12 protein-coding genes are annotated in these 13,280 nt (G+C 53.2%); 3 read left to right on the top strand and 9 right to left on the bottom strand.

The annotated features are described in order from the left end of the window. Window positions 1-61: 61 nt before the first annotated feature. The 4 genes from creD to cdd form a co-directional block, all read right to left on the bottom strand. On the bottom strand, window positions 62-1,489 hold the full coding sequence (gene creD, locus H8L47_RS23700) for a cell envelope integrity protein CreD (RefSeq protein WP_186956084.1): 1,428 nt from the start codon (window positions 1,487-1,489) through the stop codon (window positions 62-64). 119 nt (window positions 1,490-1,608) lie between these two features. Beyond that, window positions 1,609-3,048, bottom strand: coding sequence for a two-component system sensor histidine kinase CreC (gene creC, locus H8L47_RS23695; protein ID WP_186956083.1), 1,440 nt, complete (start codon window positions 3,046-3,048; stop codon window positions 1,609-1,611). Next, window positions 3,045-3,815 carry a two-component system response regulator CreB gene (gene creB / locus H8L47_RS23690; RefSeq protein ID WP_329605491.1) on the bottom strand — a complete coding sequence of 257 codons (771 nt, stop codon included), beginning with the start codon at window positions 3,813-3,815 and terminating at the stop codon, window positions 3,045-3,047. The genes creC and creB overlap by 4 nt, the downstream gene beginning before the upstream one ends. A 34-nt stretch (window positions 3,816-3,849) precedes the next feature. Then, window positions 3,850-4,251 (bottom strand): cytidine deaminase, encoded by a 402-nt coding sequence (cdd, locus tag H8L47_RS23685; protein WP_162039640.1) that lies wholly within the window; start codon window positions 4,249-4,251, stop codon window positions 3,850-3,852. Between the two features lie 51 nt (window positions 4,252-4,302). Here cdd and H8L47_RS23680 point away from each other — a divergent pair, with 51 nt between their 5' ends. Together H8L47_RS23680 and H8L47_RS23675 are read left to right on the top strand one after the other, a co-directional pair. Beyond that, on the top strand, window positions 4,303-5,775 hold the full coding sequence (locus tag H8L47_RS23680) for a GGDEF domain-containing protein (protein WP_186956080.1): 1,473 nt from the start codon (window positions 4,303-4,305) through the stop codon (window positions 5,773-5,775). Window positions 5,776-5,907: 132 nt separating this feature from the next. Further along, window positions 5,908-6,567, top strand: a complete 660-nt coding sequence (locus tag H8L47_RS23675; protein ID WP_186956079.1) for a hypothetical protein — start codon at window positions 5,908-5,910, stop codon at window positions 6,565-6,567. An 84-nt stretch (window positions 6,568-6,651) separates the two neighbouring features. On the opposite strand, the gene H8L47_RS23670 is transcribed toward H8L47_RS23675, so the two are convergent. Then, the gene (locus H8L47_RS23670; protein ID WP_186956078.1) at window positions 6,652-7,617 is read right to left on the bottom strand and encodes an MBL fold metallo-hydrolase; all 966 of its coding nucleotides are present in this window, start codon (window positions 7,615-7,617) and stop codon (window positions 6,652-6,654) included. 102 nt (window positions 7,618-7,719) lie between these two features. On the opposite strand from H8L47_RS23670, the gene H8L47_RS23665 reads away from it, so the two are divergent. Further along, complete coding sequence (locus H8L47_RS23665) at window positions 7,720-8,604, top strand: LysR family transcriptional regulator (protein WP_186956077.1); 885 nt, start codon at window positions 7,720-7,722, stop codon at window positions 8,602-8,604. A gap of 365 nt (window positions 8,605-8,969) precedes the next feature. Here H8L47_RS23665 and H8L47_RS23660 read toward each other — a convergent pair whose 3' ends face one another. The 4 genes from H8L47_RS23660 to H8L47_RS23645 all read right to left on the bottom strand — a co-directional run bounded on the left by H8L47_RS23660 (window position 8,970) and on the right by H8L47_RS23645 (window position 13,276). Continuing rightward, window positions 8,970-9,812, bottom strand: coding sequence for an isopenicillin N synthase family oxygenase (locus H8L47_RS23660; protein ID WP_186956076.1), 843 nt, complete (start codon window positions 9,810-9,812; stop codon window positions 8,970-8,972). A gap of 12 nt (window positions 9,813-9,824) precedes the next feature. Further along, the gene (locus H8L47_RS23655) at window positions 9,825-10,832 is read right to left on the bottom strand and encodes a nucleoside hydrolase (protein ID WP_186956075.1); all 1,008 of its coding nucleotides are present in this window, start codon (window positions 10,830-10,832) and stop codon (window positions 9,825-9,827) included. A gap of 393 nt (window positions 10,833-11,225) precedes the next feature. Further along, a complete protein-coding gene (locus tag H8L47_RS23650) occupies window positions 11,226-12,197 on the bottom strand; it encodes an ABC transporter permease (RefSeq protein ID WP_186956074.1) in 972 nt (323 codons plus the stop codon). Further along, window positions 12,194-13,276 carry an ABC transporter permease gene (locus tag H8L47_RS23645; protein ID WP_186956073.1) on the bottom strand — a complete coding sequence of 361 codons (1,083 nt, stop codon included), beginning with the start codon at window positions 13,274-13,276 and terminating at the stop codon, window positions 12,194-12,196. The genes H8L47_RS23650 and H8L47_RS23645 overlap by 4 nt, the downstream gene beginning before the upstream one ends. Between the last annotated feature and the right edge of the window lie 4 nt (window positions 13,277-13,280).

Here is a 13,280-nt window from a genome sequence, read left to right as displayed (position 1 = left end):
GGAACCTTGCACATGTTGCCTGCGAGGTTCTGGCTGTCATCAAATCAATTTGCGTGACTCATCAGGCGTGATCGTAGGCGCTGTCTGTGGCTGGCTTACCCAGCTTATACCAGTCTACCTTACGGGTTGCTAACATGATGCCGGACAGGACAGCAAACAATAACAGGCTACCCATCATCATGGCATTGTTTTCTGAATTCAATAAGCCAAACAAGATGCCGTACAAGACCGTCAACGCGAACCCAAATCCAACACCACGTTTCCAGTCTCTCAGCACATTCGCCAGGTAGATGCCGATCAGTAAAATGCAGGCGGTACTGGCAATCAGGTAGGCCAGCACGAAACTGATTTTTTCTGACAGACTGATCAACAGCAAAAAGAAAATCACCAGCGCCAGACCAACAAGGGTGTATTGCACAGGGTGGATTGGTAACTGCTTCAATACCTCAAACAAGAAGAAGGCGGCAAAGGTAAGGGCGACAAACATCAGACCATATTTGACGGCGCGGTCAGCCTGCGAATAGATGTTGACAGGTTCGATGTAAGAAACACTGAAGATATCGATGGGTGAGGCAGATGAAATTGGGCTGCCATCTTCCGCCGGGCTGGCTCCGTGCGCCACATTGGCCGCGTTCCCGGCATTTTCGAGTCGGGTCATTTGTTGCTGTGCATTGCTGGATAGAGAGGAGATATTCCAGTTGGCGCTGACACTCTGATCTGTATTAACCCTGCCTTTTGGTGATGGCAAAAAGCGGCCGCCGTATTGCACGTGTGGCCAGTTCGATGACAGCGTCACCTGGTTATTTTTTGCAATCGGGGCAAAGCTCAGTTTTTCTATGCCATCAAGATCCAGGTCTATCTTGAATTTGACTTGCCTTGCGCTGGCGAGATTGACATCATTCAGCCCCGCATGGATACCACGCTGGAAAGAACTGAGTTTGCTGCCTTGTTTGAACTCGATGGTTTGCTCATCCCATTTGAGTTTAGGGAAGTTTTGCAGGCCACGGGTATCACTCAAGCCCATGGAAATATAGGGCGTTTCCGCCAGGGAGATGACGGCCTTGGGCTTGTCTTTCTGCACCATGTTCGATAACTCTGGCAGCATGAAGTCACCCGTTATCTTATGGTGGCCGGTATATACCAGCACTTTATGGATGCCGCGATAGCGCTGGTCAGTATCGATATTGCCCATGATTTGCATTTCATTGGGGTAGATATAATGCTTTTTATTGGCAGACAACTGGCGGCGCACGGTCTTATTGAGCGATGCATCAAAGCTCTCCTCCTCCCAGGTTTCGGTATAAGGAACGACCAGCACCGGTCCGACAACCACTTGCTCACTGACAGAATCTGCTGTGATACTGCGCACCGCCTCGTCGCGATAATGCATGCGCTCCAGAATGGTGACTTTTATCATGCCTAATGGCACATAGAGCAGTATCCCCAGCAAGCCGACGATGACGATTTTGAATAACAGACTTCTTTGCATGACAGGCTCCGGTAATGACGAAGCTTGTAATGTAAAAAAGGAATGTGCGGGGAGGATGTGGTTTGTGTGAAGTGGGGGACTTTTTTGTACTCAAGCTTCTTCCCCTTTATGGGATGGAGTCACGTAGCCAAACAAAATGTCGCCACTACGCCACCACTAGCCTGATTCTCGACCTTGATACTTCCTCCGTGCAGCAAGGCTACTTCCCTTACAAAGGGCAAACCCAGGCCTGTGCTTTTTGCGGCATCTGGGCGCGGCAAGGAGTAGAAGCGATCAAAGATTTTGTCAAGGGCGTAGTCTGGGATGCCCGGCCCCTGGTCACTGATGCTGATTTGTACAGACGGCCTGTTGTCGGTGTTGATATGCAGGCGGGCTTGCATGCTGATGCCGCTGCCCGCAGGGGCAAAGGCAATGGCGTTATCGAGCAAATTACCGAGGGCCTGGCGCAACAATAATTCATCGCCGCTGATGCTGGTGATGGTTGCATCTATTTGCTGTTGCAATTGCAGCGACCTGGCTTGCAGTCTGGGTTGGGCATCTTCAGCCACCAGTGCCAGCAGACGTGGGATGTTGACCAGGTGCACGTGGGCAAGGCTTTGCTGTTTCTCCAGTTTGACCAGTGCCAGCAGTTTGTCGATAAGCTGGCGCTGGCGGGCATTTTGTTCGAGGATATTGTTGAGGAAATGCTGCCTGTCTGCGGCGGGCATGTCTTCACGCATGAGTTCGGCCGAGCCTTGTATCGAGGCGATGGGGCTTTTCAATTCATGGGCCATGGTATGCATGAGTTGTTCTGCATATTGCTTGCCTTCCAGCTTGTCGCGCATGGCTTCAAGGGCGCGGCCAAGGCTGCCGATTTCATTATTACCCAGATCCGGCAGGCTGGCTTTGTCGCCGTTTTCTACACTGGTGGCATAACTTTGCAACTTGCGCAAAGTGCGGTTCAGCCACCATGAAAATCCGATTCCTATCAAGAGTGAGCCCAGCCACAACCAGGCACTGCGTTGCAATATCTTGCGTTGGCTGCGGTAGATAAACGGGTTGATTGTAGAAATGGGCTTGGCGACCGTGAGCGAGCCTATGATGCGGCCCTGCTCCATGATGGGTGCTGCCACATGCATGACGCTGCTGGTTTCATCTGTGGCCTTGCTACGGGTGCTGCGTGCGCCATATTTTCCTTGCAGGGTGCGGTTGACGTCGTTCCAGCTTGAGTAGTCCTGCCCTACATCCATGCCATCGCTGTCGAAAATGACGATGCCTTTTGTATCAGTGATATAGATGCGGTAATCCAGGCTGGTCTTGCGTATGCCGCTGATGTTGGCGTCGATGCTGCGTTGTGCATAGTTTTGCAGGCGCTGCATCAAGTCGCTGTCGGCGACCCTGCCTGCCGCCACGTCGTCGGCAACCAGGGTGGCCAGCATTTGTGCTGTGTCGATGAGGGTGTCTTCCAGCGTGGCACGCACGCCGGGTTTGATTTCTTCCACCACCACATTCAGGATCAGCCAGGCACTCAGGCCCAGGATCAGAAAATAACCCAGCAGTATGCGCAGGCCTATCTTCATGCAGGCGACCAGCTATAGCCCATGCCACGGTGGGTGATGATGCCTTCATCATTGGCCTGGTCATCATCGACCGTACCGTTACTGCTCAGGCGTGCCTGGCGGAGTTTGGCGCGCAGGCATTTGACGTGGGCATCGACGGTACGGTCCAGTGTATCTGGTGCGTTGGTCCAGACGATGTCCATGAGCTGCGCGCGTGAAAACAAATGGCCGGGGCTTTCCATCAAGGTCTTTAGCAGCAGGTATTCATAGCGCGTCAGACTCAGTGGCTGGCCATACGCGAGTATGCGTGCTTCTTGCGGCTTCAATTCAAAACGCGCTAGGGTTGCCACTATCCCTGTTTCTGCTGCGGTTTGCACCTTGCCTTGCTGGCGCCGCAAGATGGCGCGTATGCGGGCCACTACTTCACGTGGTGAAAAGGGTTTGCTGACGTAATCATCAGCGCCAATTTCGAGGCCGACGATGCGGTCTATCTCATCATTGCGTGCTGTCAAAAACAGCACTGGCGTATCCGAGAACTGGCGCAACTGGCGGCAGACATCAAAGCCGCTGATGTCGGGCAGGCCGATATCAAGCACGATCAGGGCAGGGGGCGCTGTCGTCGTGCGCAATAGTGCTAGCGCTTCTTGGCCCAGACTAAAGTGTTGCGGTATAAAACCGTCAGTCTTTAAGGCGTATGCCAGGGTGTCGGCGATGCTGACTTCATCTTCGATGATCAGTATGGATTTGCTCATGCAGGAGATGATGACGTTGGTAGAGATAGTGATCATCCCGCACAGAGGCGCTGTGCGGGACGGTGAAAACTTATTCGGGCTTCAGGTAAAACGCATCTGGCAACTGATCACCCGCAGTGGTGGTCTTGACATCACCTTTGAGATTCGTCAGCAGCACAGGCAGTTCTGGCCCGCCCAGTTCTATGATGACCTGGCGGCAAGCGCCGCAAGGGGCGATCGGGCCTTCAGTGTCACCCGTCACGGCGATGGCAGCAAAATCGCCAGGACGGTAACCGGCTGCAATGGCAGAAAACAGGGCTGTGCGTTCTGCACAGTTACACAAACCATAAGAGGCGTTTTCAACATTGCAACCATGGAAAGTCTTGCCATCCTTGGTCAACACGGCTGCGCCGACCTTGAATTTGGAGTAGGGCGCATAAGCGGATTCACGGGCTGTATTGGCAGCTTGCAATAGTTCACTTTTGTTAAACATGTTCATCTTTCGTTGGTATAGGCAACATTGTATTATCAAACCATGTCAAATATGGTGAATCAGCTTAAATCCTCCGCTTCCAGCCTTGGCGGGCAGGGCGGGCAAACACATCCGGTTTTCAGAAAAAAGTTGCAGGAACTGGCCTGGGCCTTGTTTGGCATGGGCCTGTATTATTTGGCTGCCCGTACCGGCATGCACTTGTTTGCCCTGAAACCTAGCAATATCACGCTCTTGTGGCTGGCATCTGGCATAGGCCTGGTGATGTGTATGCGGCATGGTTTGCTGGCCTTGCCCCTGATCATATTCGCCAGTTTTTGGGCGAATTATCCTGGTATGGCCGAAGTGCACCGCAGCTCTCCCCTCTTGTACACCCTGATTTCAGCCACCGCAGATGGCATGGCTGGCATCGTGGCCATGTTGATGATGCGCCTGTCATTGCCAGGTGGCTTGACGCAGGCGCAAGATTTGTTGCATTTTGGCATCAAAGTCTGTTTGATACCGACCATGCTCAGCAGCCTTATCATCAGCCTCAATCTGGCGGTAGGCGGTTATATAGGCTGGGATGAGGCAGTCGATTTCTTCCGCATGCTGGTGCTGGCAGACAGTCTTGGTATCTTGCTTATTTATCCACTCTACCAGGCCTGGAGTGATGACCGGCAGCTACGCAGTATCGAAGTGCAAAGGCTAGTGTTAACCAGCCTGGGTGTCGGGGTATTGCTGTATCTGGCATTTCGGGGTCATCCAGGCTTTATCTACTTCATCTTGCCGGTGCTGTTGCTGCTGGCTTTTTATGTCAATCTCAATCTGGTCACGCTGATATTGGCTGTCAGCATGGTGGCCATTATTGCCATGACGGGCCAGCAACTTGGGCCTTTCCAGACCAGCAATCTGGTGGAAGCGAATTTCATGCTGGTGTGTTTCGTCTGCACGACCACCTTCACCATTCTGGCAGTGGCCTTGCATAACCGCCAATTGCTCAGAATAGAAGCGGCACGCCAGGAATGGCAACTGGCAGCCGAGGTGGATGCCCTGACGGGCTTGATCAACCGTGCTGCTTTTTTGCCCATGCTGGAAGATGAACACCAGCGCGCCAAGCGCATGGGCCGCCCCTATGCACTGGCTTTGCTGGATATCGATCACTTTAAAACGGTCAATGATGTGTATGGCCATCAGGCCGGTGATGAAGTGCTCACTCACTTTGCCAGCATGATGCAGGCAAACATACGTGGCATAGACAAAGCCGCACGCCTGGGTGGGGATGAGTTTGCCATCCTTTTCCCTGAATCAAGCGCTTCTGAAGCGATTATCGCCATGGAAAGACTGCGCCAGCGTCTGGAATCCCACCCCATCCTGACCGCTGCCGCACAAGTGTTCGTGACCAGTAGCATAGGCATTACCGAATACCATGGCGGTGACATTACCCCGGACATGGTGCGCACAAGGGCAGACCAGTTACTTTATGCAGCCAAGCATGCAGGCAGAAACAGGGTCATGTTTGATGCCGTGACGGATGAAACAGCTTGAGTGCTGATGCAAAATTGAGCAACTACTGAGCAAATAAGATGCACATAATTTACTTTTGCCATTGAAGTTTCTTCATTTGTGCCCGATAACGTAGTATGGGATTAAATTTCCATATTACCCTGGAGTAATATTATGAGCTTAGGCATTTCGACACAAGACATCTACGCGCGCACTTATCAGACTGCGCAAACCAAAGTACCCAAGGCTGGCGATAAGAGCGCTGAAGAGGCAGATATCAAAGCCACGCCTGATCAAAGCGCCAAGGTCAATCTGGATAGCTCGGTCGCAGGCAGTAAAGAAAGTACCGTTGTCTATAATGACCCGCGCCTGAACAAGACTGCGAAGCCTGACCTGCAAGCCCTGCTGGAAGAATCTGACCGCAAGGCCCAGGAGATCGTCAACCTCATCAAACCCTTGATTGAACAACAAGGTCTGGAAATTTCCAAGGTAGTCAGCGGCCAACAAAAAATCAATGCCAGCCCTGAAGCCATCAAGGCAGCCCAGGCAGCAGTAGCTGAAGGTGGTGAATTCAGCGTACAGAAAACTGCTGAACGGATACTCAGTTTTGCCAAAGCAGCCATAGGCGATGACCCCGCCAAGCTGGAAAAAATTACAGCTGCAGTAGAGCAGGGCTTCCAAGAAGCAGCCGAGATACTGGGTGGTAGTTTGCCTGAAATCAGCAAGCAAACCCTGGAAGCCATACGCACAGAATTTGCGCGCTGGAAATCTGACGGCATCCCTGCTGGCGACACCGTGAGTCTGGCGAAAGCATCGACGCAAAAAGCGGCTTGAACCACATCCTTGCAGGGTGCACATGCTGCGCCCTGCAAGTTAAAGCCTTGCATATGCCGCCATGACAGCAGCATAAGCGCGCACTTACTTCCCACCCAAGTCCTTATATGCTGCAGGCACATTCAAGCCTGGGTGTACCCAGTCAAACAGCGCATAACCCGCATAATCTGGCATGCTGACTTGCTTAACGGTTTGTTCCAGATTCAAGCCCTGGGAAATGGCTGCCTGCACCTGGCTGCGTACCGTTTCAAGATAAGCGATTTGCCATTTCAAGTCTTCCTTGCCTATAGCTACGCCATGACCGGGTACGATGCGGGCATCCGCCGGTAAAAAGGCATCAACGCGGCGCAGAGTTTCCAGCGTGGCGATCAGGTGGCCATCGAGTAACCAGGGCAGCGCGGGTTTGCCAGCGATGACAGGGTTGCCACTCCACATCACCTTGCTTTGCGGTTCCCATACCCAGAGGTCGCCGCCGGTCTGGGCAAAGCCAAAGTCCATGATCTCCACAACTTTGCCGCCCAGGTCCAGCTTTAATGTGCTGCCTGGCGCGACCAGAACATCGCCAGTGCGTGCCTTGATTTCTTCTATGCCGCGGCCAGTGCCGAAGTTCTTGATCATGAAAGCCTTGTCGTCGTCCAGATGTGCATGGATATAGTTGCTGGTCTGGGCATGCTGGATAATCTTCGTGCTGGCGGGCATATACATATTGCCGTAGGCATGGTCACCGTGCGAGCTGGTGTTGACGGCATACAGGATGGGTTTCTTACCCAGCTTCTGGCTCAGTGCCATGACTTGTGAATTCAGGCGCTTGTTGAGCATGGTCTCTATCAACAGGGCACCCTTGCTGCCGACGATCAAGCCGCCACTGGTGGCTGCAGCACCACCCTTGGCATTGAGTTCTTTGGCGTTATTGGCATAGTAGGCATACACACCTTCACCCAGTTTCTCACTGATCATCTCGACCTTGTTGCTATCCCAGATAGGTTCGGCTGCCTGTGTCGTAGTGGCAAACAGCAAACCTGTCATGACTGCTAAGACTGTACGTTTCATTTCGTTCTCCTCTGTAGTGATTGATTAATAGATGACATACGCAGTGTAGTTTCTACATTTATGCAATACAATTAGCTATTCACGACAAGATGGTTTGCGAAAATGCAAAGCGTAGAAAATCTCAATGACTTGCGACTGGTTGCCTGGATAGCCGAGACAGGCTCGCTGGCCGGTGCTGCCCGCCGTCTGGGCTTGAATCATGCAACCGTCTTCCGTCGCCTGAACCAGCTGGAAGCAGAAACTGGTGTGCGCCTGTTTGAACGCAGCGCTGGCCGCTACCATGCCACGCCCGCAGGCGAAGAACTCATGCGCGCCGGTGCCGAGCTGGACGCGATTGCCACCAGCGCCATGCTGCGGGTGGCGGGCGCAGATTTGCGACCCAGCGGCCTGGTACGCATCTCGACAACCGACAGTCTGGCCCTGACTTTACTGCCACCCATATTGGCCCTGTGCCGCCAGCGTTATCCGCAAATTAGGCTGACGCTGGAAGTCGATAACAAGTCTGCCAATTTGTCCAAACGCGATGCCGACATTGCCGTGCGCCCGACAATCACGCCGCCAGATTATCTGATAGGCAAACACATCGCCCCACTGGAATTTTGCATCTACGCGGCAGCGTCTTATTTTGCATCGCATGCAGACCTGCCACTGGAGCAGCATGAATGGATAGCGCTCGATGATGCCCATAGCGGCCACCGCAGCCTGCGCTGGCTGGACAATATCCTGCCGCTGGATGAGGTCGGTTACCGCAGCAGCAGCTTTGGCCTGGTCCAGCAAGCATGCCTGCAGGGCATCGGTTTGGCGATCTTGCCTTGCATCCTGGGTGATGCCTCAGATGCCTTGCAGCGGGTGGGGGAGCCCATACCCGAATGCGCGGCGGCACTGTGGTTGCTGATACATCCTGATTTGCGTGAGACTACCCGCGTCAAGGCGGTGTTTCAGCTTTTGCATGAGGAGTTGGGGAGGGCGATGATGCGGTTTTCATAGAGCAGTTTATGTCCTTTGAATACGCGTACTGTAATTCAAACGCTGATTCTCAAACCCGTCATGCCGGACTTGATCCGGCATCCAGCGGTGTTGTTGGCATACCGATGCAGTTTATAGCCAGGCGGGGGGAGGATCATTGTTTTTTCGTGCATGGTGAAACGAGCGACATGGCTAAATGACGATGGATGCCAGATCGAGTCTGGCATGACGGTTGGGAGGCTCGTTGCTGAAGACGGATATTGCCGTGCATTGTGCCGCACGTCGAAGAATACCAAGGAACATGGCGTAACAAAAAAGCCCGCAACAGTTTCCTGTTGCGGGCTTTTCACTTGCAGATGGCCTTGTAAAACCAAGCTGCAAAGAACTTACTTCTTTACACCCAGTTCACGCAAACGTTCTTGCAGATAACTGCCGGAAGTATGACGCTCGGACAGCACCACATCCGCACGCGGATGCAGGAACAGTGGTAGCGAGATGCGTGATTTTTTCGCTTCTTCACCGGTAGGGTTCAGCACGCGGTGTATCGTCGATGGATAGTAGCCGGCAGATGCTTCATCCAGCATGTCGCCGATGTTCACGATCAGCATGCCAAAGTCGCAGGGCACGTCATGCCATGCCTCGTCTTTGCCAAGCACTTGCAAACCGGCTTGTGTGGCGGCTGGCAAGAGCGTCAGCAGGTTGATGTCGCCATGGGCAGCGGCGCGTACTGCATCGGGTTCTTCATCGCCACGCAGCGGTGGGTAATGTAGAACGCGCAGCAGTGTCAGGTCGCTGTCAGTGATCATGTCTGACAAGGGCATGGAATATTTGGCCTTGACCTCGGCAGGCGAATAGTCTTCTACCCATTGCAACAACTCTGCTGCCAGTTTGGCACCATCGTCATAATACTTGCGTGCTGCGTCCGATACTTCAGACGGATAACGGCCCGTAGGGTAGATATGATAGAACTCTTTCAAATCACGCTTGGTCTGGCCCTTGGCTGTCTCGGAAATGCTAGGCGAGAAATAACCGTCCATTTTTTCGCGGTCAAAGTCATAATTGTTCTTCGCATCGGTCTGAAAAAAGTCATACCATTCTTTGTAAATGGTTTCCAGCGTGCTTTGCGACAAAGGATGATTGGTCAGCACGCCAAAGCCAGTGCGGTGCAGGCTTTCAGTAAACTTTTGCGCAGCATCAGGTGCGCGATAATCAACTGGTTCGATAAACATGATGCGCTCTCCTCAGTTTGCCACTGGTGCCAGCGGAGCCTGCAGCCAGTTTGATGACAGTGTCTTGTCGATCAATTGCTTACACGCTTCTGCATCGACTTTCATGCAAACGCGGGTTTCTGGCTTGCTGGCTTCCCAGCCGGATTGTGGGTAGGGGATAGGCAGTTTTGCCATCATGGTTTGGCCATTGCCTATGCCTTCTTTGGCAACACGCACGCGGCCAGAGTTGGTCTCGAACATCTCTGGTGCCACCAGCCAGACAAAAGCCAGCACGTCATGACCATAGCAGGCATGGCCCAGGTCCGGGCGTATGCTTTGGTAGAAGTTGGCATAGAAGTTGACAGCGTGCGACAGGGTATCCATCGCTACGTGTTTATGCTGTTCAGCCAGGCGGGCAAAGAAAGTTGACGGCAATACCACGCGGTGGGTGACATCCAGACCCACCATGGTGAGGTCCCAGCCTGCGGTGAAGACCAGGTCAGCTGCGTCAGGGTCATTCCAGACATTGGCTTCTGCCACTGGCGAAACATTGCCTGGTTCATCGACCGTACCAGCCATCAGCACGACCTGCTTTAACAGCTTGGGCAATTGTGGTTCCATCTTCAGGGCCAGGCCCAGATTGCCCAGAGGTGCAACGGCAACCAGGGTGATTTCGCCAGGATATTGACGCGCCATCTTGACGATGAACTCGGCAGCACTTTCCACTTCTGCCTTGCCACCTAATTCAATACGGCTGTTCAGGTTACCCAGACCATCGGCACCATGAATAAAATCAGGAGGTGTGCCAGGTTCTTTGGCAAATGGTACAGGTACGCCTTGTGCGACCGGGATATCGCGGCCGGTAATACGGGTCAGATACAGTGCATTGGCAGTTGCCTGCTCAACATGGACATTGCCAAATGAGGTAGTGATACCGACCACGTCGATATCCGGATGTGCCAGCGCGAAATACAAGGCCATTGCATCATCGACGCCTGGATCAGTATCAAATATGACTTTATGTTTAGCTGTTGTTGACATGTGTATGCTCTCCAAAATTACACCGGCTGGCCATTGGGCAGAACCCAGTCGCGATGTGAATTGTTGCAGTTGACCCGGTTCAAGGAGGTCGAAATTATTTAGGACTTACGCAAAACCGCCCCAGCTGCGTTGCAGCTCCTAGCCGTACTAAAGTACTGTCTTCGTCGCCACGCCTTGCTGGGACAATTTTGCGTAAGTCCTATTATTAAGTGTTAGGAAAACCTAAAAGCTCACCAAAGAGATACGGAGAAGGGCAAGAAGAAAAGCCGAGGAGGTTGCAATTGTGTAGGTTGGGCTACACTTCATCAGCCCAACCTACGAATAAGCCAACACTTCGGCTCTTCACTCGCTCTTCTCTGTGCCTCTGTGGTGAAAGGTCTTATGTTTTTTAAATTAACGTGACTTCACAAACGGCTGGCCTATCGCTTTCGGGGCGACGGACTTTGCCATCAAGCCTGCCAGAACGATCACGGTCACCACGTAAGGTATCATTTGTATCAGGGAGCCGGGTACCTTGCCTATGCCAGGGAAGACCACGCCTTCGATCTGGACTTGCAGGGCTGCGAAGAAACCGAACATCAGGCAACCAAGTGCTGTGTGCAGTGGACGCCAGTTACCGAATACCAGTGCGGTCAATGCCAGGTAACCATTACCTGCCGACATGTCGCGCAGGAAGAAGCCACTTTGTACGATGGACAGATAGGCACCAGAGAACGAGCACAGCACGCCAGCGCACAGCATGGCCATGAAGCGGGTGCGTTCTACATTAATGCCCGCCGCATCTGCCGCATGTGGGTTCTCACCAACAGCGCGCAGGCGCAGGCCAAAGCGGGTGTGGTACAAGACCCAGTGAACAACCGGGATCAAGGCAAAAGCCAGATATACCAGGGCACTATGCCCACCGATCAGCCTGGTGTACACCCAGCCTATGAATGGGATGCTGGCAATAGCGGCTGAGCCTGGCAAGACGATATCAAATAAACGGGCTTCGCCAAGGTCAGGCGTGCGGCCACCTTGCTGGAAGAAATACTGGGCAACAACAAAGGTCAAACCGCTGAGCGCAATATTGAGGGCGATACCGGCGACCAATTGGTTACCTTTTTGCGTGATGCTGACAAAGCCTTGCAGCAGAGCAATGGTGGCAGAAATGCCAACGCCAGCCATGATGCCCAGCCAGGGATTCTTGGTCACAAAAGCCACGGCGGCGGAGACAAAGGCGGCGGCCAGCATCTTGCCTTCCAGCGCCAGATCTACCACGCCGCTGCGTTCTGCAAACAGGCCAGCCATGGCCGCAAATATCAATACCGGCGCATTGCGTATGGTCGATACCAGGATGCTGGAAAATTGAAAATCATCAAACATCATTTTTCCTTACGCTTGAGCAGGGCAGACAGGGCAGGTGCATACAGGTTTTCCATGGCACCGCAGAACAGGATGATCAAACCCTGGATAAAGATAAAGGTCTCTGGCGGGATATTGGCTTTTTCCAGCGACAGATCAAAGCCACCCTGTATCAGCGCGCCAAACAGAATGGATGACAGCAAAATACCCACCGGATGCTGACGCCCCATCAGAGCAATCGCGATACCGATAAAACCAGCACCAGCAGGGAAGTTCAGGTTCAGATAGTGAGTAGAACCCATGACAGAATTGACAGCAGCCAGGCCAGCCAGCGCGCCAGATATCATCATTGTCACGATTATGGTTTTGCTGATGGAGATACCGGCATAATGCGCCGCATGCTGGTTCAGGCCGGTGGCACGCAACTGGTAACCCCAGGTGGTGCGCCATACAACAAGGCCGTAAATCACCAGCGCCACCAGGGCCAGCACAAAGCTGATGTTCAGTGGTGTTTCTCCCAGCACCGGCAAAATGCCGTTCAGCTTGGGCAGCCACGATGCATCGGCAAACACGCGGCTGGCCGTATTTTGCTGACCAGCAGGGATGAGGAAGCTGACGATCACATAATTCATCAAGCTGGCAGCGATGAAGTTGAACATGATGGTGGTCACCACCACATGGCTGCCGCGTTTGGCTTGCAGATAACCCGGCAGATAAGCCCACGCAGCACCAAATACAGCAGCGCCCAGCATCGCCAGCGGTATCAGCAACCAGCCTGGCAGTGACGAATCCAGCCACAGCAAGACCAGGGTCAGGCCCAGGCCACCAACATACATCTGGCCTTCACTACCGATATTGAACAAACCTGCCTGCATGGCCACCGACACGGACAAACCAGTGAAGATAAAGGTGGCTGCATAAAATAGGGTGTAACCCAAACCCTCAGGGTTCAGTACGGCTGCATTGATGAGTATGCTCAGAGATTCTATCGGGCTTTCGCCCAGCAGATAAATCACACCCGCCGCGACCAATAAGGCGGAGAACAGGTTTAGCAGAGGCAGGGCAAATGCGGTGGCCCAGCGTGGGAGGTCGGCTTGATTCATCTTG

Origin of the sequence: Undibacterium umbellatum, from assembly GCF_014284125.1 — a bacterium.
GTDB classification, from domain to species: Bacteria; Pseudomonadota; Gammaproteobacteria; order Burkholderiales; family Burkholderiaceae_D; genus Undibacterium; species Undibacterium umbellatum.
This window is presented reverse-complemented; position numbering and strand designations above follow the sequence as displayed.